The following is a 23,660-nucleotide window of genomic DNA, read 5'->3' on the forward strand; positions in this document are numbered from 1 at the left end:
CATCATTGTCCCATCGGGCGGATGCCCTCCGCCTCGACGATCACGGCCCTCAACGCAAGCAGGAAAGCGGTGAGATCGCCCACGCCGGAGGGGATCGCCTTGCGCAGCGTCGCAAAGCCATGGATCGTGCCGCGTGCCTCGCGAAAGGTCACGGCCACGCCGGCCTTGGCCAGCGCGGCGGCATAGGCGCGGCCCTGGTCGCGTATCGGGTCGCACTGGGCGGTCATGACGACGGCGGGTGGCATATCGGCCAGCTCGCCGCGCATCGGGGCGGCGCGCACATCGCCCAGATCCGCGGCGTAGCAGGCGACGAACCAGTCCAGCATCGCCCGGGTCAGGAAATGCCCCTCGGCAAAGTCGCGGAGCGACGGGTGCGCGCGGGCCATGTCGGGGGCGGGATAGAGCAGTCCTTGAGCGAGGACCGGCGCGGCGGCGGGCCGGTCGCGCAGGCTCATGGCGGTGACGGTGGCGAGCGTGCCGCCCGCACTGTCGCCCGCCACGATCAGCCCGGTCGTCCCCGGCTGCTCGGCCAGCCAGCGTGCGGCCGCCTCGCAATCGTCGGGCGCGGCGGGCCAGGGATGCTCGGGGGCCAGGCGATAGCCGACCGATAGGACGGGCAGGTCGAGCGCCCGTGCCATCTCGGCGGCGAGCGGCGCGTGCGTGTCGATGTCGCCGATCACGAAGCCGCCGCCATGGAAGAACAGCACCACCGGACCCGGCTCGCGCCGTTCGCGCGGATCGAAGCGCCGCACGGGGATCGGCCCCGCCGTACCCTCGATCGTGAACGCCTCGTCTAGCCCCAGCGGCCCGACCGGCGGATCGGTCAGGTCGCGCGCGGCGCGCATCATCTGGCGGGCCGCCTCGGGACCCAGCTCCTGCTGAGGCGGGCCGGGGAGGCGGTTATAATAGCCGAGGAATCGCGCCACATCGGCACGGAGTTCGGGCAGCGGGGCCGTGGCCCTCCTATCGCGGGTCATGGCTTCCTACCTAGGGACGATGATCCATGTCGTCCATCATCCCGCCTATGTCACCGAGGCACCGGCGCGTTCCACCTATCGCTGGGGCAAGAACGGGGCGATCCGCGATCTGCTGCGGGCAAAGGGCGATGCGGTGGCATGGACCGAGCCGGAACTGATCCCGCCGATCTGGCTGGAGGCGGTTCACGATCCGGATTATGTCGCGGAGGTGCTGGAGGCGCGCGTGCCGCCCGACAAGACGAGGCGGATCGGCTTTCCGATCACGCAGCAGGTCGCGCATCGGGCGCGGGCTGTGCCGGGGGGAACGTGGACCGCCGCGCTGCTGGCGCTGCAACATGGCTTTGCCGCCAACACCGCCGGGGGCAGCCATCATGCGCTGTCCAATACGGGGGCGGGCTACTGCGTGTTCAACGATCTGGCGGTGGCGGCCGTGCGGCTGGTCGAGCAGGGCGTCGTGGGGCGGGTGGCGATCGTCGATTGCGACGTGCATCAGGGCGATGGCACCGCCGCGCTGACCGCCGGGCGGCCGGATATCGTCACCTATTCGATCCATGCGGAAAAGAATTTCCCGGCACGGAAAGCCCGCTCGACGTTGGACGTCGGCTTGCCCGACGGCGTGGATGATGACGAATATCTTGCGCAACTCCAGGCGACGCTTGTGCCGTTTCTCGACGAGCATCGGCCGGACATCATCCTTTACCAGGCCGGGGTCGATCCGTTCGTCGAGGATCGACTGGGGCGCCTGGCGGTGACACACGAAGGGCTGATCGCCCGCGACACGCTGATCGCCGATCTGGCGCTCGCCCGCGGGCTTCCCGTCGCCAGCACCGTGGGCGGCGGCTATGGTGACGATGTCATGGCGATTGCGGAGCGCCATGTCGCGGCGATCCTGACGCTGGGCCATCGCATGCGCGCCTGGGAACCGGAGCGGGATCGAAACGTAGCGCGTGGATGACATCCCCCCACATCGTCTGGTTCCGCCAGGATCTTCGCCTTCACGACCAACCGGCTCTCCTCGCGGCGGCGGACGCGGGGCCGGTCATCCCGGTCTATATCCTCGACGACGAAACGCCGGGCGACTGGCGGATGGGCGCGGCGCAGCGCTGGTGGCTGCATCACAGCCTGACGTCGCTCGCGAAGGATCTCAAAGAACGGGGCAGCCGCCTGATCCTGCGACGGGGCGAAGCCGTCCAGACCTTGCGCGCCCTGATGGAAGAGACGGGCGCGACCGAGGTCCATGCCATCCGTCATTACGAACCCTGGTGGCGCAAGGCCGAAGAGACGCTGGACGATTGCCTGACCCTGTATGACGGCAATCATCTGGCACGGCCGGAACTGGTCACGACGGGCAGCGGCAAGCCGTTCCGGATCTACTCGGCCTTCTGGAAGGGGCTGCAGGGCCATCTGCCGCCCGAGCACCCGCTCGATCGCCCCGAGACGCTGGATGCGCCAGGCCATTGGCCGACAAGCGAGAAACTGGCCGACTGGACGCTGCTGCCGACCAAGCCCGACTGGTCGACCGGTTTCGACGAGGACTGGATACCGGGCGAGGCGACGGCGCGCGAGCGGATGGCGGATTTCGGCGAAAAGGCGGTCGCCTATGACACCGCGCGCAACATGCCGTCCGAAGAGGGCAGCTCGCGCCTGTCGCCGCACCTGCATTTCGGTGAGGTCTCGGTACGTGCGGTATGGCACTCGCTCGCCCGGCGGGGCGATACCGAGACGTTTCGGAAGGAATTGGCGTGGCGGGACTTCACGGATGGTGTGGTTATGGCAATGCCCGACTATGCTGATCGCAACGGGCGCGATGCCTTCGACAGGATGCCGTGGCGCGGTGGCGCAGAGGCCGCCAAGGACCTGAAGGCGTGGCAGACGGGACGTACCGGCTATCCGATCGTGGATGCCGGGATGCGGCAGCTCTGGACGACGGGCTGGATGCACAATCGGGTGCGGATGATCACCGCTTCCTTCCTCATCAAGCATCTGCTGATCGACTGGCGCGAGGGGGAGCGCTGGTTCTGGGATTGTCTGGTCGATGCCGATTACGGGAACAATGCCGTCAACTGGCAATGGGTCGCGGGCACGGGGATCGACTCGAACATGTTCGGCCGGATCATGGCGCCGCTCAGCCAGTCTGAGAAGTTCGATGCCGGGGACTATATTCGTGAGTGGGTGCCGGAGTTGAAGGGCGTTGGCGACGCCGCCATCCATGACCCGGACGAGGCTGGTTGTCGGCCGAAGGATTATCCAGCCAAGATCATCGGCCACCGCGAGGGGCGGGAGCGGGCCTTGGCGGCGGCTAGACGGATGCGGGGATAGGGGAGAGCGTGGCCTTCGACTTCGCTCAGGCTGAACGGAGGTTGTATAAGCGAGGCTCCCCCGCTCCGTTCAGCCTGAGCGAAGTCGAAGGCCACGGGAATCCCTACCGCTTCCGCCGACACGCGTCCGAGCAATAAACCACCTGATCCCAATCCCGCGCCCATTTCTTGCGCCAGGTGAAGGGGCGTCCGCAGGCCGGGCAGGTCTTGCTCGGCAGATTTGCCTTGGCGACGCCGTTGGGCATCAGCGCGGCTCGGTATCGAGGAAGGCGGCGATGTCGGCCAGGTCGACCGTCTTGTCGAGATAGGTCTGCCCGATCCCGCGCGCGAGCAGGAAGGGCAGGGTGCCCGCCGCCATTTTCTTGTCGTGCTTCATATGCTCGACCAACGTCGCGGAGGGAGCATCGATCCCGGCGGTTGCCAAGCCATCGGGCAGGCCGATCGCGCGGAGATGCGCCGCGACCCGCTCGGCATCCTGCCGCTCGCAAAGGTCCTTGCGCACCGAATAGCGGAAGGCGAGCGCACAGCCCGCCGCCACACCCTCGCCGTGCAGCAGCCGGTCGGAGAAACCCGCCTCCGCCTCCAGCGCATGGCCGAAGGTATGGCCCAGATTGAGCAGCGCACGGATACCGTTCGTCTCATGCTCGTCCGCCGCCACGATCCGCGCCTTGGCGGCGACGGAGTGGGCGATGGCGTATACCCGCGCATCGGCATCCCCCGCCAGTAATGCCGGCGCGTTCGCCTCGCACCATTCGAAAAAGGCGAAGTCGTCGATCAGGCCATATTTGACGACCTCGGCATAGCCCGCCCGCACCTGGCGCGCGGGCAGGGTGTCGAGCACGTCCGGGTCGATCAGCACCATGGCAGGCTGGTGGAAGGCGCCGATCAGGTTCTTGCCCGCCGAGGTGTTGATCGCGGTCTTGCCGCCGACCGACGAATCGACCTGCGACAACAGCGTCGTCGGGATCTGCACGAAGCGGCAGCCGCGTTTGACGATCGAACAGGCGAAACCGACCAGATCGCCGATCACCCCGCCGCCCAGCGCGATGACATGATCCGACCGCTCGATGCCGAGTTCGAGCAGCCGGTCGCAAACATGCTCCAGCATCGCCCAGCTCTTGGTCTTTTCGCCCGGCGGCAGGATGATCGCCTCGCTGGCCACCCCTGCGGCCTCCAGCGACGCCTGAAGCACCGCCAGATGCGGCCGGACATTCTCGTCCGTCACGATCGCCATGCGACGCCCGCGTGACAGCGGGGCGAGATATTCGGCGGCGCGGGGCAGCAGCCCGGCTTCGATATGGATGGGATAGCTGCGGTCGCCCAGCGACACGGTGACGGTCTTCATCGTCCGATGGCTTTCAGGATGGCGTTGACGGTGGCCTCGTGCGGCCCCCGCTTGCTGGAGACGTGGATGGGGGCCAGCGAATAAATCGGATTGCGGACCGCCGACAGTTCGCGCAGCACCTTCAGCGGGTCCTTGCCGCGCAGCAGCGGCCGCGTGTCGCGCCGCTTGACCCGTTCGGCCAGGACTTCGGGGCTGGCGTTCAGCCAGATGGCGGTCGCCTGTTCCAGGATCAGCGCGCGCGTCTCGTCATTGATGAACGCGCCGCCGCCGGTCGCGATCACCTTGGGACGGCCATCGACCAGCCGCGCGATCACGCGGCGCTCGCCGTCGCGGAAATAGGGTTCGCCGTAATGCTCGAAGATTTCGGGGATGCTCATGCCGGCGGCTTGCTCGATCGCGGTGTCGGCATCGACGAAGGGCACGCGCAACCGATTCGCCAGACGGCGGCCCACGGTCGACTTGCCCACGCCCATCAGACCGACGAGCACGATGGGCGACCCGTTCCAGCTTGCATCTACAGGGTTGTGGCTTTGCAACATTGCGCTCTGCGCTATACAGCGGGCGCGCGCCCGGCAACACCGGCCGGGCTTTCACGGGTCCATTATAAGGTTTTGCGTTTCATGTCCCGTATGGTCGTTTCGCTCATCGTCCTCCTCGTCATCGTCGTCGGCGGGCTGTTCCTGCTCTCGGGCCGGGCGACCGAACGGCCGACCACCCAGGTCGAAAAGGCGGTCTCGCTTGGCAACCTGCAATAAGCGGGGGGGCGCTTTTCGCCACCTGCCCAGGGCGATCGCCCTGCTGATGGTCGGTGCCGCCGCGATCGCGGCGGCGCAGGACCGTCCCGAATCACTGCTGCCCCCCGGTTTCGGCCAGCCCGCCGCGCAGCCCAGCACCCGGCCGACCCCCCGGTCGACGCCACGCCCGGCCATGGGTTCGGCGCCCGGTGCCACGCCCGTCGTCACGCCGACGCCCGCGCCGACCCCTGCCGATGCGGTGGGCGCGCTGCTGGATTCGCTGGCGACCCCGGTTCCGACCCCTACTCCGTCGCCGACACCCACGATGGATGCCGCGACGGTGGCCGAATATGAGCTGCCCGCCTCCGCCCGGCGCTCGCTGGCGGTTGTCGGTCCGGCGGGTCCGCGTGAAGGCGCGCTGGACCAGACGATCTTTGCCGGTGCGGATGGCCGGGTCGCCGAGATATTGATGCGGCGATTGTCCGCGCCCTTGCCGTCGCGCTGGACCTCGATCCTGCTGCGCCGTGCCCTGGCCACCCATATGGTGACGCCGCGCGGCGTGAACGGCGCGGACTTCGCCGCCGAACGTGCCTGGCTGTTGCTGCGGATGGGCGAGGCGGAGGTGGCGCGTGCGGTCGTCCAGTCGGTCGATCCGGGCAATTATACCCCCAAGCTCTATCAGGTCGCGATGAACGCGCTCCTCGCCGCCAGCGACCCGGCGGGGCTTTGCCCGCTGGCCGATCGCGGCAGCGCGGTGACGGGACTGAACGGCTATCGGCTGGCCCAGGGCTGGTGCGCGGCGCTGACGGGGGACGGCGCACGCGCCACCGCGACGGTTCGCCAGATGCGCCGCCAGGGGGGTGTCGAGGATTTCGACCTGAAGCTCGCCGAAAAGCTGATGGGCGCAGGCTCCGCGCGCAAGGCGGTGAGCGTCGACTGGGGCGGCGCCGACCGGCTGACCGTCTGGCGCTACGGCCTCGCCACCGCGACGGGCGTGACGGTGCCGCCGGATTATCTCTCCTATGTCGGGCCGCAGGTGCGCGGCTGGCTGGCGACCTCGGCGTCCGTACCCGCGACCGAGCGGGCCGGGGTGATCGATCAGGCCGCGACGCTGGGCGTGATTTCCAACGCCGCGCTGGTCGATTTCTATTCGGGCTTGACGGATGACGATCAGGCCAGCCGCGCGCAGTCAGCGATCGGCAACGACCTGCGCAACGCCTATGCCGCTGCGGACGAAGGGCAGCGGCTGTCGGCGATGCTTTCGCTCTGGGGCGACGATACGCCCACGCCCTATGGCCGACTGATCCTGACCGCCCGCGCGGCCGCGCGTCTGCCGGTAATGAGCGACGGGCGCGAGGCGGACCGGCTGGTCGCGTCGATGCTTTCCGCTGGGCTGGATCGCAGCGCGGCGCGCTGGCGCGAGGCGGTGAAGCAGGACGGCGATGCCTGGGCGATGATCGTCTTGAGCGATCCCGACCGTCAGGGCCAGCTGGCTTACGATCAGGTCACAGGTTACAACGCCGACGCATTGAAACAACGTATGTTCTTTGCCGGGCTGGCCGGGCTCGGGCGGCTGTCGCACGCCGATATCGAAAAGGGGGCCGAGGCGCTCGACGTGCGGGTCGGGCAGCGCAATGCCTGGACCGAGGCGCTGGATCAGGCCGTGGCGGACGAGCAGACCGGCATGGTCGTCCTGCTCTGCGCAGTCGGGATGCAGACCGGCGATTGGCGCGGGGTGCCGCCCCAGGCGCTCTATCGCATCGTCGAGGCGCTGCGCTCGGTCGGTCTGGATACCGAGGCGCGGATGATCGCGGCGGAGGCGATCGCCCGGACATGAACATGCGCGACGCCGCGCTGGTCGACCGCTTCCTGGAGATGATGGCGGCGGAGGCCGGCGCGGCGGGCAACACGCTGGCCGCCTATCGCTCGGACCTGCGCCTCGCAGCCGAGGCGATGGACGGTTTGGGCGAGGCCGACGAGGGCGCGCTCCGGCGGCTGGCCGAGGGGTGGGCGTCGCTGGCGAACGCCACGGTCGCGCGCAAGGCGGCGGCGCTGCGGCGTTTCTATGCCTTTCTGCAGGAGGAAGGGCTGCGCGGCGACGATCCCTCGTCGGTCCTGCCGCGCCCGGGCCAGAGGCGGGCGCTGCCCAAGATACTCGACCATGCCGATATCGACCGGCTGTTCGCCGCTATCGCCGAGCGGACAGGGGCGGCGCACCCCAGCGCCAACGACCTGCGGCTCGCGGCCCTGGTCGAGTTGCTGTACGGCTCGGGCCTGCGCGCGAGCGAACTCGTCGCCCTGCCGCGCAATGCCGTTCACCCGGATCGGCCCTTCCTGATCCTGAAGGGCAAGGGCGGCGTCGAGCGGATGGTGCCGATCTCCGACCGGGCGCGGGCGGCGGTAGCGGCGTGGCGGGTGCATGTCCCGGCCGACAAGCTCTGGCTTTTCCCCGGCGGCAAGAAGCATCTGACCCGCATCCGCCTCTATCAGCTGATCAAGGCATTGGCGGTGGAGGCGGGCATTCCACCCGACCGGGTCAGCCCGCATGTCCTGCGCCATGCCTTCGCGACCCATCTGCTCGGCGGCGGGGCCGATCTGCGCGCGGTGCAGGCGATGCTGGGCCATGCCGACATCGCCACGACCGAAATCTACACCCATGTCGAGGCGAGCCGACTGGTCGAACTGGTCAACGCCAAACACCCGCTCGTTGATTTTCGGGACAAGCGCCCTTAGGCGATAGCGCCATGTCAACGACCTTCCTCGATTTCGAGAAACCCATCGCCGAGCTTCAGAGCCGGATCGACGAGCTGCGCGACACGACCGCCGAAGGGACGGTCGATATCGGCGCGGAAATCGCCAAGCTCCAGGCCAAGTCCGACAAGCTGCTGCGCGATACCTTCACCAAGCTGACCCCGTGGCAGAAGACGCAGGTCGCGCGCCATCCGCAGCGCCCGCACTTCAAACATTATGTCGCGGGGCTGTTCGACGAGTTCGTGCCGCTGGCGGGTGACCGAGCATTTGGCGACGACCAGGCGATCATGGGTGGCTTCGCCCAGTTTCGCGGCCAGCGCGTCATGGTGCTGGGCCATGAAAAGGGCGAGGATACCGCCAGCCGCCTGCGCCACAATTTCGGCATGGCCAAGCCGGAGGGTTATCGCAAGGTGATTCGCCTGGTCGAGCTAGCCGACCGTTTCGGTCTGCCGATCGTGACGCTGGTCGACACCTCGGGCGCGTTTCCGGGCATCCAGGCCGAAGAACGCGGTCAGGCGGAGGCCATTGCGCGTTCGACCGAAGCCTGCCTGGCGGCGGGCGTGCCGGTCGTCGCGGCGATCGTGGGCGAAGGCGGCTCGGGCGGCGCGGTGGCGCTGGCGGCGGGCAACCGCGTGCTGATGTTCGAGCATGCGATCTATTCGGTCATCAGCCCCGAAGGCTGCGCCTCGATCCTGTGGCGCACCGCCGACAAGGCAGCGGACGCGGCCGAAGCCATGCGTGTCACCGCGCAGGACCTGAAGCATTTCGGCGTGATCGACACGATCGTACCCGAGCCGGTAGGCGGCGCGCATCGCGATCATGCGGGCGCGATCGTCAATCTGGGCGATGCGGTCGAAAAGGCGCTGGGCGAGCTGGGCGGCCTGGGCCGTGACGAACTGAAGCGTGGCCGCGCGGCGAAGTTCCTGGCGATGGGGCGGCTCTAAAAGCCATATGCGGAAGGGGGCGGGCCGAATGAATCGACCCGCCCCCTTGATGTCTCTGAACCCGTAACGGGCGACGATTGAACGTCACCCGTCAGCTGGATTTTAGTTCGACGGGTTCGCTACCTTCGTCGAGATGTTTTCGAAGGTGTTGGTCAGCGAGGTGCCGACGGTCTTCATTGCGCCGATGGCCGCCACGGCGATCAGGGCAGCGATCAGGCCATATTCGATGGCCGTCGCGCCCTTGTTGTTCTTCAGCATCTTGCGAAACGTCTTCATTCCGGTCTCCGTTCAGTCCTGATTTGATCGATCACCCGGCTGAGCCGGAGCGCCGGTTCAGCTTCCGGCGGTTTACCGGCCCACTGGTTAAAAAAGATTTGAAGGCGGCAGATTTCGAATTGAATTTAATGATTTGCGAGGTTCAGCTCGGTGGAAATACGATCGGCCAGGCTTTCCAAGCTGAGGCCGAACTGGGAAAGGCCGACGATCATGACCAGCATCACGACGGTCACGATCAACCCATATTCCACCGCCGACGCGCCGCGCGTATCGGCCAGCAGGCGTTGCAGCATCTTTCTGATCGCACGCGCTCTCATGTTGCCGCTACCTACGCGCCCGAGGTTAAGAAATGATCGACAGCCCCGCCTTGCCCGCTTTGTTTCCCGTCGTCGCCGCAGCCCTGGTGGACGAGGATGGCCGCGTACTGTTGCAACAGCGCCCGGCGGGCAAGGCGCTGGCGGGGCTGTGGGAGTTTCCGGGCGGCAAGCTGGAACCCGGCGAGACGCCCGAGGCGGCGCTGATCCGCGAGTTGCAGGAAGAACTCGCGATCGCCGTTGCACCCGAGGGGCTGGAACCGGCGGGCTTCGCGACCGAGCCATTGCCCGGTCGCCATCTGCTGCTGCTGCTTTATGTCGTCCGCTTATGGTCGGGCACGCCGGTTGCGTTGGAGGCGGACGGGCTTACGTGGTGCCGGCCCGCCGACATGCACGTCTGGCCCATGCCGCCCGCCGACGCGCCGCTCGTCCGCCAGCTTGCCGCTTACCTCGCCGACAAGACCAGTGCGGAGGCCGTACCCGATAGCGGCACGGTGTAACCGCCGCGCTCGAACGTCCCGCGCTCGGGGCGATAGGGGCGACCGCCGGGCGTCGTCGTCTCGACGAACAGACGGGCGGCGGGCGTATCATCGGTGGCGGGATCGAGGGCCAGGCGGACCGCGCCGGTCGCCGCGTCGTAATCGACCGCCTTGAACTTGCCCGCCTCCAGCCTCAGCCACAGCCCTGCCGGGGCGATGAAGACCCGGGCGCGCGCACCGTCATGCGGCTCGACATGGATCCGATCGCCGGTCTGCGACAGATTGCCGCCATAGGATAGCCAGCCCAGCGTCGGGTCGTTCACCACATAGGTCGCAGCGGCATAGGCATGGCCGAAAAAGCCCATGCCATAATCGCCGCTATAGGGGTCCCAATCCATCCGGTCGGGCCAGCTGTGGAAGGCGGCCGAGGATGCGCCATTCTGGTCGATATTGGTGATGCCGCCCATCAATCCGCCATAAGCGACGCGCAATAGGTGCATGTCGGCGGGATTACGCCGGAAAGAATCGAACAGCGGGATGGCGTTCAACGTCGATCCGTAATGATGGATCTGCCGCTCCAGCCGGGGATATTTGCCGCCGTACAGAAAGTCCCAATAGCGCCGGGCATTGCCGTTATAGCCCCAATGCGGGATCGACGGGTCATAGCCCAATATGACTTCGCGCGTGACATCGGCCTGCGGACCATATCCGAAATAGCGCATCCAGGCATAGACCTCGGCCTGGCCGGTCGAGTCCCAGGCCATCTCGCTGCCGAACGGATATTGCAGGGTGCGCCAGTGATCCGCGCGGCCCTTCATCAGCCGCTCGACCTCCGCAGCCTTGTCGGTCCAGCCCTCGCGCTTCAGGTCGGTCAGGATGTCGACGAAGACATCGCCCTCCATCAGCCCGAACTGCGCATAATGCGGTGCGTCGCGCATCATCGCGACGATGGTCCGATAGGCATGGTCGAGATACCATGGCCAGTCATGCACCTTCGTCAGCCCGGCATGGTTGCGCGCGATCCGGTACAGCGCCCAGTGCCCCGCCGCGACATGCGGGTAATTATAGGCGCGGCCCAGATCGTCCGCCTGATCCTTTTTCCACGAGGTCCAGCTCCGCCAGTCCCTGGCGGGCCGATAGAGGTCGGGGAAGGCGGCCGGGTCGTAATAGAACAGGCTTTTCTTCACGCCGCCCGCATGAGGACCGTCGGCGATCTGAAGCCGCCCGACGACCGTCTTGTCGACCAGCTCCTCGATCCGCGCGATTTCGGCGGCATTGGGATTATCGAGCTGCTTCATCACCGCCGCGACCCAACTGCCCGCGCCGCCTTCGTCGCTCATCCCCGAGATCCAGACACGCGGATCGGCGGTGACGATGCGATCGGCCTCACGATCATAGGTCAGGATGGCAGGCGAGCGGCCGAAGGGATCGCCCTTGCCCTCGAACCATTGTTTCGTCGTCGAGAAGCGGCCGAGATCGGCCATGGTCTGTTCGAGCGGCTTGGTGACGAAATACTGGACGGTCTGGATCTGACCATCGGCATAGGTGAGGGTCAGGCGCGCCCGGCCCCATTGGCGCCCGCGCACCGACAGGCGGGTCCAGCCGGGCTTGCCGGGTGCCCTCGTGACATCGAGCGCGCCTGCCGGATAGCTGGCAATGCCGGTGATCGCGGATGGCGACCGCACGAACAGCGCCGCGTCGAGATCGGTCGGCACGACATAGCCGGGCACGCCGACCACGACGGGGCGCTGCTGTGCCGCCAGCGTCGATTCGATCGCGCGAATGCCGGGCGCGGTGACGAGGCGCAGGCCGATCTTGCGGCTCTGGCCCGGCGCCAAGGTAAAGCTGGTCGGCGCGTTCCAGGGCGTCCCAGCCTTCGCCCAATCGGTCTGGGCATAGGCGGCGCTGGCGATGGTCCAGTCGTAAAAACCTTCCGAGGTCTGTGTACGCGGGCTGGCTTCGGAGATGACCGCCTTGCCGCCGGTCTCGCCCAGCGTCGGGATCGGCACATAGGCCTCCAGCGGGGTGTCGCGTTCGGGCAGGACGAGCAGGGCGGGGCCTGCGCCGTTCAGTCGCGTGACCTGCACATAGCCCGCATCGCGACCGATATAGGGGTCGGCAAAGCTCGCCTGCGCATGCGCCTGTTCCAGGGTCCGGTCGGAGATGATGTTGTCGAACACCATCGGCAGGCCCAGCCCGCCGACCTCGACCGGCCCGGCGGACGTGTTGGTCAGCGTGAAGCGCAGGACTGGGGTGCCCTTCTCGCTGACCCATTCCCTTACGATGCGGAGCGGCAGGCTGGTTCCCATCGACGCGCTGATGTCCGCCGCCGCCAGCACCGCTCCGCGCGCGGGCAGCGCCCGCACCGGCCGACGTTCGCGTGCGGAGGAATAATCCTGCCACGCGCCGCTGCCCTGGCGCAGGCGCAGATGGATGTCACCCAGATGATTATAGCCATTGCCCGCGCGTTCCCTGGCACGGCCGATCGGCAGGAAGTCGAAGCCGGGCGTGGCGACAGGCGAAAGGCCGCGTGCCGTCTGGCTGGCGGGGTCGAGGATCAGCTGGAATGTGCCGACCCGAAAGCGCGAAACGGCCGCTTTTTGCGAATCATTGGCAGTCTTTCGCAGCGTCGCCAAGCCCGCGTCATGCGCGCTCGCGGCGAGCGAAAGGGTGGCCAGCGTGACGGGCAACAGACGGATAAGACTTTGGCGCATGACGATAAAACCCCGACTTCGGGAAGCTCCTCCATGGGACCATCGCAATTGACCCCCCTCCCGTTCTGGCTATATTGGTATACAGTATTACCGGGAGGGCAAGATGCTGCGGTCGAGCAGGCGGGAATGGATGCAGGGGGCGGCCGGGGTCGCGCTGATGGGAATGGCGACGCGGGCGGTGGGGGCTGCGCCGTCGATCCTTCCGGCGAAGGCCGAGCCGCTGCCGCTGTCGGCGGTGCGCCTGCGCCCGTCCGTCTATGCGACCGCCGTCGAGACCAACCGTCGTTATCTCTACCGCCTCAGCCCCGACCGGCTGCTGCACAATTTCCGGAAATATGCAGGACTGGAACCCAGGGCGCCGATCTATGGCGGGTGGGAGAGCGACACGATCGCGGGCCATACGCTGGGCCATTACATGTCGGCGCTGGTCCTGACCTGGCAGCAGACCGGTGACACCGAGATGCGCCGCCGCGCCGACTATATCGTGGCCGAACTGGCCGAGGCGCAGGCCAAGCGCGGCACCGGCTATGTCGGTGCGCTGGGTCGCAAGCGGGCCGATGGCACGGTGGTCGACGGTGAGGAAATCTTTCCCGAGATCATGGCGGGCAAGATCAAGTCGGGCGGGTTCGACCTCAACGGTTCCTGGTCGCCGCTCTACACGGTTCACAAGCTGTTTGCCGGGCTGCTCGACATCCATGGCGGCTGGGGCAATGCGCAGGCGCTGGACGTCGCGGTCAAGCTGGGCGGCTATTTCGCACGGGTCTTCGCCGCGCTCGACGATGCCCGGATGCAGACGGTGCTGGGGTGCGAATATGGCGGGCTGAACGAGAGTTACGCCGAGTTGTACCAGCGGACCAACGACCGCCAGTGGCTGGCGCTGGCCGAGCGGATCTATGATCGCAAGGTGCTCGACCCGCTCGTGGCGGGCGAGGACAAGCTCGCTAATTTCCACGCCAATACCCAGGTGCCCAAGCTGATCGGGCTGGCGCGCATTCATGAGATCACCGGCAAGCCCGAACCCGCCAGGGGCGCGAGCTTCTTCTGGGAAACCGTCACCGGGCATCACAGCTATGTCATCGGCGGCAATGCCGACCGGGAGTATTTTTCGGAGCCCGACACGATCGCGCGGCACGTCACCGACCAGACGTGTGAGCATTGCAACACCTACAACATGATGAAGCTGACCCGGCATCTTTACGGGTGGCGACCGGACGGGCGCTATTTCGACTATTATGAGCGCGCGCACCTGAACCACGCGATGGCCGCCCAGCATCCGCAAAACGGCGGCTTCACCTATATGACGCCGCTGATGAGCGGTGTCGTCCGTGAGTTCTCGTCGGACAAGGACGATGCCTTCTGGTGCTGCGTCGGGTCGGGGATGGAGGCTCACGCCAAGCATGGCGAGTCCATCTTCTGGCAGGGCGGCGATACCTTTTTCGTCAACCTCTACATCCCGGCCGAGGCGCGGTGGGAGAAGCGCGGCGCGACCGTGACGCTGGACACGGCCTATCCGATGGACGGGCAGGCGACGTTGAGCTTCACGCGGCTGGATCGCGCGGGTCGCTTCCCGCTGGCGCTGCGTGTGCCGGGTTGGGCGAACGGGCAGGCGCAGGTCGAGGTCAATGGCCAGGCCGTGACGCCACGTTTCGAGCGCGGCTATGCCGTGGTCGATCGCCGGTGGAAGGCCGGGGACAAGGTTTCGATCCGCCTGCCGCTCGACCTACGGGTCGAGACGACGCCGGGGGACGAGACGGTCGTCGCGGTGGTGCGCGGGCCGATGGTGATGGCGGCCGATCTGGGCGGGCGCGAGGACAAGTGGGACTCACCCGACCCGGTGCTGGTCGGTGCCAATCCGCTGGCAGGCTTCACCGCCTCCGATCCGGCGACGGTGCGATACAAGACGGCGGGGGTCTTCCGTCCGGCGGACCTGAGTTTCGTGCCTTTCTACAGCCAATATGACCGGCGCAGCGCGGTCTATTTCAAGCGCTTCACCGAGGCGGGATGGAAGGCGCAGGAGGCGGCATTCCTGGCCGATCAGGCCAAGGCCCGCGATATCGCCGCCCGCTCGGTCGATGTCATGCATCTGGGCGAGATGCAGCCCGAGCGCGACCATGGGCTGACCTCCGACATCTCCTACCCGGTGTCCTATCGGGGTAAGCAGGGGCGTGATGCGCGGTCGGGCGGCTATATCGAGTTCACCATGGCGGTGCGCCCCGGCCCGATGATCCTGCAAGGCACCTATTGGGGTGAGGAGCGGGCGCGCGACTTCGACATATTGGTCGACAATGTGAAGGTCGCGACCCAGCATCTGGAGAATGACAAGCCGGGTGCGTTCTTCGACGTCGAATATCCGCTGCCGCCCGCGTTGACGGCGGGCAAGAAGAGCGTGCGGGTGCGGATCGTGCCGCATGACCGCAGCACGGCCGGGCCGATCTTCGGCATGCGGCTGTTCGCGGCCAAGGCGGGGGCGACGGCGTGACGGGCGTGCGGATGACCTTGGACGAATTGCGTGCGCTGGCGCGGGCCAAGCTGCTGGGCGCGGGGCTCGCCCCGGCCCATGCCGAGGCCGTGGGCGAGACGATGGTGGCGGGCGAGCGCGACGGATGCACGTCGCACGGCATCTACCGCCTGCTGGTCGCCGTCTCCAGCATCGAAAAGGGTGTCGTCGTCCCCGATGCCGAGCCGGTGCTGTCGCATCCCGCCCGCGCGCTGGTCCGGGTCGATGGCGGCGGCGGCTTTGCGCAGCTCGCCTTTCAGACGGGCAAGCCCGCGCTGATCAAAAAGGCGAAGGCCAACGGTATCGCGGCTTTGGCCCTCAACAACGTCGTGCATTTCGCCGCGCTGTGGCCGGAGGTCGAGGAACTGGCCGAGGCCGGGCTGGTCGCGCTGGCCTTCACGCCCAGCCATGCCTGGGTCGCGCCATCGGGTGGGGCGGAGCCGGTGTTCGGGACCAATCCCATCGCATTTGGCTGGCCGCGCCCGGACGGACCGCCCTTCGTCTTCGATTTCGCCACCAGCATGGTGGCGCGCGGGGAAATCGAACTCCATCGCCGTGCGGGCAAGAGCGTGCCCGATGACTGGGGTGTCGATGCCGATGGCAGGCCCACCACCGACCCGGCCGCGATCCTGTCGGGCGCGATGCGCACCTTTGGCGGTCATAAGGGTTCGGCGCTGGCGGCGATGGTCGAACTGCTTGCCGGGCCGCTGATCGGCGACATGACCAGCCGCGAGTCGATCGGGTGGGACGGCGGCCGCGGCGGCTCTCCGCTGGGAGGTGAGCTGATTATCGCCATCGATCCCAAGGGCTTCCTGGGCGATCTTCTCCCGCAAAATCAGGATCGGGCGGAGGCGATGTTCGCCGCGATCACGGGGCAGGGGGCAAGGCTGCCTTCCGCCCGTCGCTATGCCGCGCGTCAGGTTTCGCTGGTCGAGGGGGTCGAGATTTCGGCGGATCTCCACCGCGACGTGATCGCGCTGAAGGGTTGAGTGAGGGGGGGTATGAGCATGACGAACCGGATCGGATGGCTGCTGGCGGGGACTATGCTGGTGGCGATGCCGCTCGGCACGGCGCAGGCCAAGGATAGCCCTCGGGTCGCCCGCAAGGCCGCTACGCCGGACGCCCGGTTCCGTGCGCTGTCGGATGCCGAATATCAGTGGCGGATCAGCCAGGCCGCCGCCGATGAGGACAGTGGCAGCGCAGGCTCGCGGCAATTGCCCGATGTCGGCCCCGCGGCCCAGGCCGCGCGGCTGGCGCGCTGGGAAGCGACCGCCAAGGCGCTGGATGCGATCGATCCGGCGAAGCTCTCTCCCGATATGCGCACCGACTATATGGTCTATCGCGGTCAGATCGATGCGCTGCTCGCCGCGCAGCGGTTCCGCGAATATGAAAAGCCGCTCAATTCGGACACCAGCTTCTGGGGCAATCTTGCGAGCTGGGCGCGGGGCAGCTTCAACAAGGAAAGCCAGTATCGCGACTATATCGCGATGCTGCACCAGATGCCGCGTTATTATGACCAGCAGATCGCGAACATGCGCGCTGGCCTGGCGCGGGGCTTCACCGTGCCGCGCGTCACGCTGACGGGCCGTGACATCGGCGTGGCACAGGTGGTCGATGCCGGGACCGGCGACGCTCAGCCCTTTTACGAGCCGTTCAGGACCATGCCCGCCAATATGGCACCCGCAACGGTCGTGACGTTGCGGGCCGAGGCGAAGGCGGCGATCCGTGACGACGTGTTGCCCGCACATCAACGGCTGCTGGATTTTCTGCGCAACGACTATATCCCGCGCGCACAGACCAGCATTGCGGCCTATGACCTGCCCGATGGCAAGGCCTATTACCGGTCCAAGATCCGCGAATATGTAACCGCCGACCTGACACCCGAACAGGTCCATGCGATCGGCCTGTCGGAGATGCAGCGAATCCGCGCACGGATGGACGGGGTGATGAAGGAGGTGAAGTTCCAGGGCGACCTGCCCGCGTTCCTGACCTTCCTGCGCACCGACCCGCGCTTCTATGCGAAGACGCCGCAAGAGCTTCTCGACAAGGCCGCCTGGATCGCCAAGGGCTTTGACGGGGTGGCGGCCCAGTGGATCGGCCATCTGCCGCGCAGCCGCTTCGCGATCAAACCCGTGCCCGCCGACCAGGCACCCTTTTATACCTCCGGTCGTGGCGGACCGGGCATCTATCTGGTCAACACCTATGACCTGCCTTCGCGGCCGCTCTACGCGCTGCCCGCCCTGACACTGCATGAAAGTGCGCCGGGCCATGCGTTCCAGATGCCCCTGGCGGCGGAGAACAAGAGCCTGCCCGCCTTCCGCCGCGACAATTACCTGTCGGCCTATGGCGAAGGCTGGGCGCTCTATTGCGAGGCGCTGGGCGAGGAGATGGGGTTCTACAAGGATCCCTATGATCGCTTCGGGATGCTCTCCTATCAGGCGTGGCGTGCGGCGCGGCTGGTCGTCGACACCGGCGTCCACGCCATGGGCTGGAGCCGCGAAAAGGCGCAGGCCTATCTGCGCGACAATACCGCCCTGTCCAATCATGAGATCGAGACCGAGGTCGATCGCTATATTGCATGGCCGGGCCAGGCGCTGTCCTATTATATGGGGCAGCTGGCTTTCCAGCGGGCGCGGACCAAGGCCGAAAAGGCACTGGGGCCGAAGTTCAACATTCGCGCCTGGCATGATGCGATGCTGCAACTGGGCTTTGTGCCGCTGCCCATCATCGACCAGCGCACCGATCGCTTCATCGCGGAAGGGGGCAAGGGTCCCTATCCCGATGAGGAATGACGATTGACCCCAGAGCCGCGTCGCGTTAAACAGTATACGATATCTAAAACAATGGCAGGAACATAGATAGTGAGCATCGGCTGGCGCGGCGTATTCCCCGCAGTGACGACCCAGATCCGTGAGGATATGTCGATTGACCTCGCCGACACGCAGCGCGTCGTCGACGACTTGGTCAATGACGGCGTGACCGGCGTGATCGCGCTCGGCACGGTCGGCGAGAACAACTCGCTCGACTATGATGAGAAGGTCACGGTCCTGACCGCGATCGTCGAGGCGGTGGCTGGCCGCGTGCCCGTGATTACCGGCTGTTCGGAATATGACACGCGCCGTGCGGTCCGTTACGCGCAGGCGGCCGAAAAGGCCGGGGCCGATGGCCTGATGCTGTTGCCGCCGATGGTCTATGTGCCCAAGGCGCATGAGCTGGTGAACCACTTCAAGGGCGTGGCGGACCAGACCGGCCTGCCGATCATGCTCTACAACAACCCGCCCGCGTACCGCACGGTCATCGACCAGTCGGTTCTCGAAGCGCTGGTCGATGTGAAGAACATCGTCGCGGTCAAGGAATCGGCGCCCGACACGCGCCGCTTCACCGATTTCCGCAACGCGTTCGGTGATCGCTATACCCTGTTCGCCGGTCTGGACGACGTGGCGCTCGAGGGTCTGTACCTGGGCGCGCAGGGCTGGGTCTCGGGCCTGACCAACGCCTTTCCGAAGGAGTCGGTCGAGCTGGTCGCGGCGTTCGACCGTGGCGATCATGCCAAGGCGATGGAAATCTATCGCTGGTTCATGCCGCTCCTCCACCTCGACGCCGAGCATGACCTCGTCCAGTCGATCAAGCTGGCCGAGCAGGTCATGGGCCGTGGTTCGGAGCGCGTCCTGCCGCCGCGTTATGTCCTCGAAGGCGAACGCCGCGCCGAGGTGATCGCGATGGTCGAAAAGGCCGCCGCGACCCGCCCGGACCTGGGCCAGGCCAAGGCGGCCTGATGGCGACGGCGCTTTCGCTCCCCGACGTCGCCCTGGATGACGGGCGTCATCGGGGCGAGGGCGTCATCGTCGTGCAGACACTGGCGGATCGCATCTTCGCGATCGTGCGCGAACGGATCATCGCAGGGACCATCCCCGCCGATCGCCCGATCCGCCAGGATGCGCTGGCCGCCGAACTGGGCGTCAGCAAGATACCGCTGCGCGAGGCGATGGCACGGCTGGAGCAGGAGGGCCTGCTCCACGGTGTCGCCAATCGCGGCTATATGATCGGCGCGCTGTCGGCGGCGCAGGCCGAGGACATTTACGGCCTCCGCCTGAAGCTGGAACCGGCGGCGGCGGCGCGGGCCGCGCTCGTTGCCGATGACGATGATCGCGCCGCGCTGGTCGCCGCGTTCGAGGCGCTGGACCAGGCGGCGGCCAGCGATCTGGCGCGCGTCGCCATCTGCAACCGAAAATTCCATATGGCGATGGTCCGCCCGACGCGGCAGGCCCTGACGATCCAGCTGATCCGCCAGCTCGCATTGCTCGCCGAACGCTATGTCGTCGCGCATCTGCAGCCCGCCGGACGCGATGCGCGGGCGCATCTGGAGCATCGCGAACAGCTCGATGCCTTTCTGGCGCGCGACGCCGACCGGGTTAAGGCATTGCTTGATACGCATATCCGGTCCACCCTGACGGACCTGAAAGGCGGGTTCGCGCCCGTCGACTGACAACGACAAGCCCATAGGGGCGGGGGGATTTTTCGACGATGTTTGGACCGAGAAAGTCGCTGGGTAGCGTCACCCAGCATGCGGAGGGGCAGTCGCTGGCCAAGACGCTCAGCTGGCCGCACCTGATCGCATTGGGGGTCGGCGCGATCGTCGGCACCGGCATCTACACGCTGACCGGCGTGGGGGCGGAGCGGGCGGGACCCGCCGTCATCCTGGCCTTCGCCATTGCGGGCGCGGTCTGCGCCTGTGCCGCACTGGCCTATGCCGAGCTGGCGACGCTGATCCCGGCGGCGGGCAGCGCCTATACCTTCAGCTATACCGCGCTGGGCGAGACGCTGGCCTGGGTCGTCGGGTGGAGCCTGATCCTCGAATATTCGCTGGCCTGTTCGACGGTGGCCGTCGGCTGGTCGGGCTATCTGGTCGGCTGGATCCAGGCGGCGGGCGTGCATCTGCCGCCCGAACTGCTGGCGGGACCGCATGGCGGCGGCATCATCAACCTGCCCGCCGTCGTGGTCGCGCTGTCGGTCATGGGGATGCTCGTCGCCGGTACGCGGGAAAGCGCGACGCTGAACATCATTCTCGTCGTCGTGAAGCTTGTCGCGCTGGGCGTGTTCGTCGCCTTCGCGCTGCCCGCCTTCAACAATGCCAATCTCCACCCCTTCATGCCTTATGGCTTCGGTGCGACCGAGGTGGACGGGGCCAAGCGCGGCGTCATGGCGGCGGCGGCCATCGTGTTCTTCGCCTTTTACGGCTTCGATGCGGTCGCCACCTCGGCCGAGGAGGCCAAGAACCCCGGCCGCGACCTGACGATCGGGATCGTCGGATCGATGCTGGTCTGCACCCTGATCTACATGGCGGTCGCGGTGACGGCGGTCGGCGCGCTGCCCTTCCAGCAACTCGCCAATTCGCCCGAGCCGCTGGCGCTCGTCCTGCGCTCGCTGGGCCAGCCGACGGCGGCGCATCTGATCGCGCTGGCGGCGGTCATCGCGCTGCCCTCGGTCATCCTGGTGATGATGTACGGCCAGAGCCGCATCTTCTTCACCATGGCGCGCGACGGCCTGCTGCCCCAGTCGCTGGCGGTGGTCAGCAAGCGCAGCGGCGCGCCGACCCGCATCACGCTGGTCACGGGCGTATCGATCGCGATCGTCGCCGGTATCTTCCGCCTCGACGAGATTGCCGAGCTGGCCAATGCGGGCACGCTGCTCGCCTTCATCGCGGTCGGCGCGTGCCTGATGGTCCTGCGCCGCCGTGCCCCGGAGGCCAAGCGGCTTTTCCGCTGCCCGCAGCCCTATCTGGTCGGCAGCCTCGCCATTCTGGGCTGTATCTACCTGCTGTTCAGCCTGCCGAGCGCGACGATCGTGCGCTTCATCATCTGGAACCTGGCGGGGCTGGCCTTCTACTTCGCCTATGGGCGTCAGCGTAGCGCCCTGGCCAAGGGCTGAACCTCGACCACGGGTTCCGCAGGACGGCCGAACAGATAACCCTGGGCCTGGGGGCATCCCTCCTCCAGCACCATGCGATGCTGTTCGGCCGTCTCCACCCCCTCGGCCACGACGGGCAGGTTCAAGCTCTGGCCCAGCCCGACGATGGCCCGGACGATCGATCGCGCGGCGGCGTCGGTGGCGACGCCCGAGATGAAGCTCTTGTCGATCTTGATCTTGTCGAACGGGAAGCATCGCAGGTTGCTGAGCGAGCTGTAGCCGGTCCCGAAATCATCCATGACGATGCCCACGCCCATCGCCTTCAGCTGATGCAGCGTCTTCAATGTCGACGCGCGATCATGGAGCAGCACATTCTCGGTAATCTCCAGCTCCAGCCGGTGCGCGGGAAAGCCGCTCTCTTCGAGCGCGCGCGCAACGATCTCGGCCAGGTTCGGCAGCTGGAACTGGATCGGCGAGATATTGACCGCCAGCGTCAGGGGGGCGGGCCAGGCGGCGGCCGTCCGGCATGCCGTCGACAGCACCCATTCGCCCAGTTGCAGGATGATGCCGGTCTCCTCCGCCAGCGGCACGAACGCGCCGGGCTCGACGGTGCCGCGCTCGGGATGGTCCCAGCGCAGCAGCGCCTCATGGCCGATCACCGTGGCGCTGTCGGTCGATACCAGCGGCTGATAGGCCAGGCGCATCTGGTTGCGCAGCAGGGCATGGCGCAGGTCATGCTCCAGCGCGAGACGCTTTCGCATCGCCCGGTCCATGTCCTGGTCAAAGAAGGACGCGGTGCCCCGGCCGCTGGTCTTGGCGCGGTAGAGCGCGACATCGGCGTTCTGCCGCAGCGACTGGGCATCGGTCGCGTCCTGGGGATATAGCGAGACGCCGATGCTGACCCCGACCGCCATCGGATCGCGGCTGAGGTCCATTTCGGCGGCAAAGGCATCCAGGATCGACTCGGCGAGCCTGCGGACAGCTTCAGGGTCCTTCATGCCGCGTTGCAGGATCAGAAACTCGTCGCCACCGACCCGCGCGACCACGCCCGCCTCGTCGATGGCGGCGGTCAGGATGGCGGCGACCCGGCACAATATCGCATCGCCCGCGGCGTGGCCGAACAGGTCGTTGACCGCCTTGAAGCGATCGAGGTCGAGCGCGAACAGCGCGAACGGGCCTTTCTGATCCGCCTGAGCGATCGCGCTTTCCAGCGCCTGGTCGAAAAAGGCGCGATTGGGGAGTTCGGTCAGCGGGTCATGCTCCGCCATGAATTCGATCTGGCGCTGGGCACGGCGCTGTTCGGTCAGATCGCGCACCGACATGACCATGGCGCGCCGGCCCCGATATTCGATTTCATGGCCCGCGACTTCGAGGTAGCGATCGAATGACGCGATATCCCGCGGACGGGTCTCGACCAGCCCGCCATCGACGAGCGAAAGCGGCGCTCCGTCGATCGCTTCCAGCCAGTCCTCGGGGTGCGAGCCAATCAGCCGACCCGGCTCTACGTTGAGCATTGCCGCGAGCCTGCCATTCGCCTCGATGATCCGGCCGTGGTGCAGGATCGCGATCCCTTCGCGGGTCGCCTCGGTCAAGCCGCGCAGGTCGGTGAGGAGGCGGTCGAGCAGCGCCGCTGCGACCAGGGCGACCACGATGCTCGCCGTCACCAGGCCGACCACGCGCGCCAGGTTGAGCGGCTGAAGCGGGTGAAGGTTCGGGTCGACGACGACCCCGCCGGGAACCAGCGTGGTGGCCGTCATCGCCCCGAAGTGCAGGACGACGATCCCCAGAGCCGCCACGCCGACGGACAGGACGGTCCGGCCCCGCCCAGGCACTCGGACATGGATATGGAATGCGCCGGTCAACAGCATCATGGCACCGAGAAATGCGGCGACCAGGCCCCGGGGATCATAACGAATCTCTGCCGGGACGATCAGCGCGGCCATGCCGATCAGATGCATGGCGCCGATCCCGATCGTGGTCAGCGTGCCGGCGACCAGGCAACCGACCAGGTCACGCCGTCGCCGGACATGGCCGAGCGCGATCCAGATGGTCAGGCAGGGTATCGCGACCGAAGCCAACGTCTGGGGAAGGTCGAAGCCCAGCGGCAAAGGCCCCCGATAGGCGAGCATCGACAGGAAGTGCGTACACCAGATGCTGACGCCGCCCGTGATCGCCGCCAGTGCCACCCAGTTGCGTCGGCGAAGCTCGACGCATTCCTCGGCCCGGTCGTGCAGCAGAAACAGGGCGATCAGCCCCAATACGCACACGCCCAGGGCGGGAAATATCAACCAGGGATCATGTTGCCCGATAATGCATCCCACGATGTTGAACATCATATGCGTCATTCCCTCGGCGACACTTTGTTCCATGGTCCATTGAAGAAAGCTTAATATAGGTCCGAAAG

The 23,660-nt window shown here is 66.9% G+C and carries 21 protein-coding genes; 13 read left to right on the forward strand and 8 right to left on the reverse strand.

All coding sequences use genetic code 11. The features are described from left to right. Positions 1 to 2: 2 nt before the first annotated feature. Positions 3 to 977, reverse strand: a complete 975-nt coding sequence (locus tag BSZ14_RS11125; protein ID WP_076710977.1) for an alpha/beta hydrolase — start codon at positions 975 to 977, stop codon at positions 3 to 5. A 19-nt stretch (positions 978 to 996) separates the two neighbouring features. Between BSZ14_RS11125 and BSZ14_RS11130 the strand changes: the two genes are divergently transcribed. Both BSZ14_RS11130 and BSZ14_RS11135 read left to right on the forward strand, forming a co-directional pair. Continuing rightward, a complete protein-coding gene (locus tag BSZ14_RS11130) occupies positions 997 to 1,932 on the forward strand; it encodes a histone deacetylase family protein (protein WP_076710978.1) in 936 nt (311 codons plus the stop codon). Then, positions 1,929 to 3,296, forward strand: a complete 1,368-nt coding sequence (locus tag BSZ14_RS11135) for a cryptochrome/photolyase family protein (protein ID WP_076710979.1) — start codon at positions 1,929 to 1,931, stop codon at positions 3,294 to 3,296. Before BSZ14_RS11130 ends, BSZ14_RS11135 begins: the two co-directional genes overlap by 4 nt. A gap of 103 nt (positions 3,297 to 3,399) precedes the next feature. Here the strand turns inward: BSZ14_RS11135 and BSZ14_RS11140 are convergent, their stop codons facing one another. The 3 genes from BSZ14_RS11140 to BSZ14_RS11150 are packed head-to-tail and all read right to left on the reverse strand — an operon-like array spanning position 3,400 to position 5,179. Further along, positions 3,400 to 3,540 (reverse strand): DUF2256 domain-containing protein, encoded by a 141-nt coding sequence (locus tag BSZ14_RS11140; RefSeq protein WP_076710980.1) that lies wholly within the window; start codon positions 3,538 to 3,540, stop codon positions 3,400 to 3,402. Then, entirely contained in the window at positions 3,540 to 4,640 is a 1,101-nt protein-coding gene (gene aroB, locus BSZ14_RS11145; protein WP_076710981.1) for a 3-dehydroquinate synthase, read from the reverse strand. The genes BSZ14_RS11140 and aroB overlap by 1 nt, the downstream gene beginning before the upstream one ends. Then, entirely contained in the window at positions 4,637 to 5,179 is a 543-nt protein-coding gene (locus BSZ14_RS11150; RefSeq protein WP_042482519.1) for a shikimate kinase, read from the reverse strand. The genes aroB and BSZ14_RS11150 overlap by 4 nt, the downstream gene beginning before the upstream one ends. Positions 5,180 to 5,260: 81 nt before the next feature. Here BSZ14_RS11150 and BSZ14_RS20190 point away from each other — a divergent pair, with 81 nt between their 5' ends. The 4 genes from BSZ14_RS20190 to BSZ14_RS11165 are packed head-to-tail and all read left to right on the forward strand — an operon-like array spanning position 5,261 to position 9,069. Continuing rightward, positions 5,261 to 5,395 (forward strand): hypothetical protein, encoded by a 135-nt coding sequence (locus tag BSZ14_RS20190; RefSeq protein WP_257575576.1) that lies wholly within the window; start codon positions 5,261 to 5,263, stop codon positions 5,393 to 5,395. Continuing rightward, positions 5,379 to 7,211, forward strand: a complete 1,833-nt coding sequence (locus BSZ14_RS20195) for a hypothetical protein (protein ID WP_076710982.1) — start codon at positions 5,379 to 5,381, stop codon at positions 7,209 to 7,211. Before BSZ14_RS20190 ends, BSZ14_RS20195 begins: the two co-directional genes overlap by 17 nt. Further along, positions 7,208 to 8,107, forward strand: a complete 900-nt coding sequence (locus BSZ14_RS11160) for a tyrosine-type recombinase/integrase (RefSeq protein WP_076710983.1) — start codon at positions 7,208 to 7,210, stop codon at positions 8,105 to 8,107. Before BSZ14_RS20195 ends, BSZ14_RS11160 begins: the two co-directional genes overlap by 4 nt. A gap of 11 nt (positions 8,108 to 8,118) precedes the next feature. Continuing rightward, on the forward strand, positions 8,119 to 9,069 hold the full coding sequence (locus BSZ14_RS11165; RefSeq protein ID WP_076710984.1) for an acetyl-CoA carboxylase carboxyltransferase subunit alpha: 951 nt from the start codon (positions 8,119 to 8,121) through the stop codon (positions 9,067 to 9,069). A gap of 102 nt (positions 9,070 to 9,171) precedes the next feature. On the opposite strand, the gene BSZ14_RS11170 is transcribed toward BSZ14_RS11165, so the two are convergent. Continuing rightward, positions 9,172 to 9,345, reverse strand: coding sequence for a Flp family type IVb pilin (locus BSZ14_RS11170; RefSeq protein ID WP_076710985.1), 174 nt, complete (start codon positions 9,343 to 9,345; stop codon positions 9,172 to 9,174). A 125-nt stretch (positions 9,346 to 9,470) separates the two neighbouring features. Next, positions 9,471 to 9,638 (reverse strand): Flp family type IVb pilin, encoded by a 168-nt coding sequence (locus BSZ14_RS11175; protein WP_158069202.1) that lies wholly within the window; start codon positions 9,636 to 9,638, stop codon positions 9,471 to 9,473. Between the two features lie 56 nt (positions 9,639 to 9,694). On the opposite strand from BSZ14_RS11175, the gene BSZ14_RS11180 reads away from it, so the two are divergent. After that, positions 9,695 to 10,159 (forward strand): (deoxy)nucleoside triphosphate pyrophosphohydrolase, encoded by a 465-nt coding sequence (locus BSZ14_RS11180; protein ID WP_076710987.1) that lies wholly within the window; start codon positions 9,695 to 9,697, stop codon positions 10,157 to 10,159. On the opposite strand, the gene BSZ14_RS11185 is transcribed toward BSZ14_RS11180, so the two are convergent. After that, positions 10,105 to 12,852, reverse strand: a complete 2,748-nt coding sequence (locus tag BSZ14_RS11185) for a DUF5695 domain-containing protein (protein WP_076710988.1) — start codon at positions 12,850 to 12,852, stop codon at positions 10,105 to 10,107. The genes BSZ14_RS11180 and BSZ14_RS11185 overlap by 55 nt on opposite strands. A 103-nt stretch (positions 12,853 to 12,955) precedes the next feature. Here BSZ14_RS11185 and BSZ14_RS11190 point away from each other — a divergent pair, with 103 nt between their 5' ends. The 6 genes from BSZ14_RS11190 to BSZ14_RS11215 all read left to right on the forward strand — a co-directional run bounded on the left by BSZ14_RS11190 (position 12,956) and on the right by BSZ14_RS11215 (position 21,277). Further along, positions 12,956 to 15,331, forward strand: a complete 2,376-nt coding sequence (locus tag BSZ14_RS11190) for a glycoside hydrolase family 127 protein (protein ID WP_241823726.1) — start codon at positions 12,956 to 12,958, stop codon at positions 15,329 to 15,331. Between the two features lie 11 nt (positions 15,332 to 15,342). Next, the gene (locus tag BSZ14_RS11195; protein ID WP_076711000.1) at positions 15,343 to 16,338 is read left to right on the forward strand and encodes an Ldh family oxidoreductase; all 996 of its coding nucleotides are present in this window, start codon (positions 15,343 to 15,345) and stop codon (positions 16,336 to 16,338) included. Between the two features lie 18 nt (positions 16,339 to 16,356). After that, positions 16,357 to 18,141, forward strand: coding sequence for a DUF885 family protein (locus BSZ14_RS11200; RefSeq protein WP_083748218.1), 1,785 nt, complete (start codon positions 16,357 to 16,359; stop codon positions 18,139 to 18,141). A gap of 69 nt (positions 18,142 to 18,210) precedes the next feature. After that, positions 18,211 to 19,125: a dihydrodipicolinate synthase family protein gene (locus tag BSZ14_RS11205; RefSeq protein ID WP_056437316.1), complete on the forward strand. Its 915-nt coding sequence runs from the start codon at positions 18,211 to 18,213 to the stop codon at positions 19,123 to 19,125. Beyond that, entirely contained in the window at positions 19,125 to 19,835 is a 711-nt protein-coding gene (locus tag BSZ14_RS11210) for a GntR family transcriptional regulator (RefSeq protein WP_083748215.1), read from the forward strand. Before BSZ14_RS11205 ends, BSZ14_RS11210 begins: the two co-directional genes overlap by 1 nt. A gap of 38 nt (positions 19,836 to 19,873) precedes the next feature. Continuing rightward, the gene (locus tag BSZ14_RS11215) at positions 19,874 to 21,277 is read left to right on the forward strand and encodes an amino acid permease (protein WP_042482499.1); all 1,404 of its coding nucleotides are present in this window, start codon (positions 19,874 to 19,876) and stop codon (positions 21,275 to 21,277) included. Here BSZ14_RS11215 and BSZ14_RS11220 read toward each other — a convergent pair. Continuing rightward, complete coding sequence (locus tag BSZ14_RS11220) at positions 21,250 to 23,544, reverse strand: bifunctional diguanylate cyclase/phosphodiesterase (RefSeq protein ID WP_241823727.1); 2,295 nt, start codon at positions 23,542 to 23,544, stop codon at positions 21,250 to 21,252. The two genes, BSZ14_RS11215 and BSZ14_RS11220, sit on opposite strands and share 28 nt — an antisense overlap. Positions 23,545 to 23,660 lie beyond the last annotated feature (116 nt).

This window comes from Sphingomonas sp. Sph1(2015) (genome assembly GCF_001970915.1).
Taxonomy (GTDB): domain Bacteria; phylum Pseudomonadota; class Alphaproteobacteria; order Sphingomonadales; family Sphingomonadaceae; genus Sphingomonas; species Sphingomonas parapaucimobilis.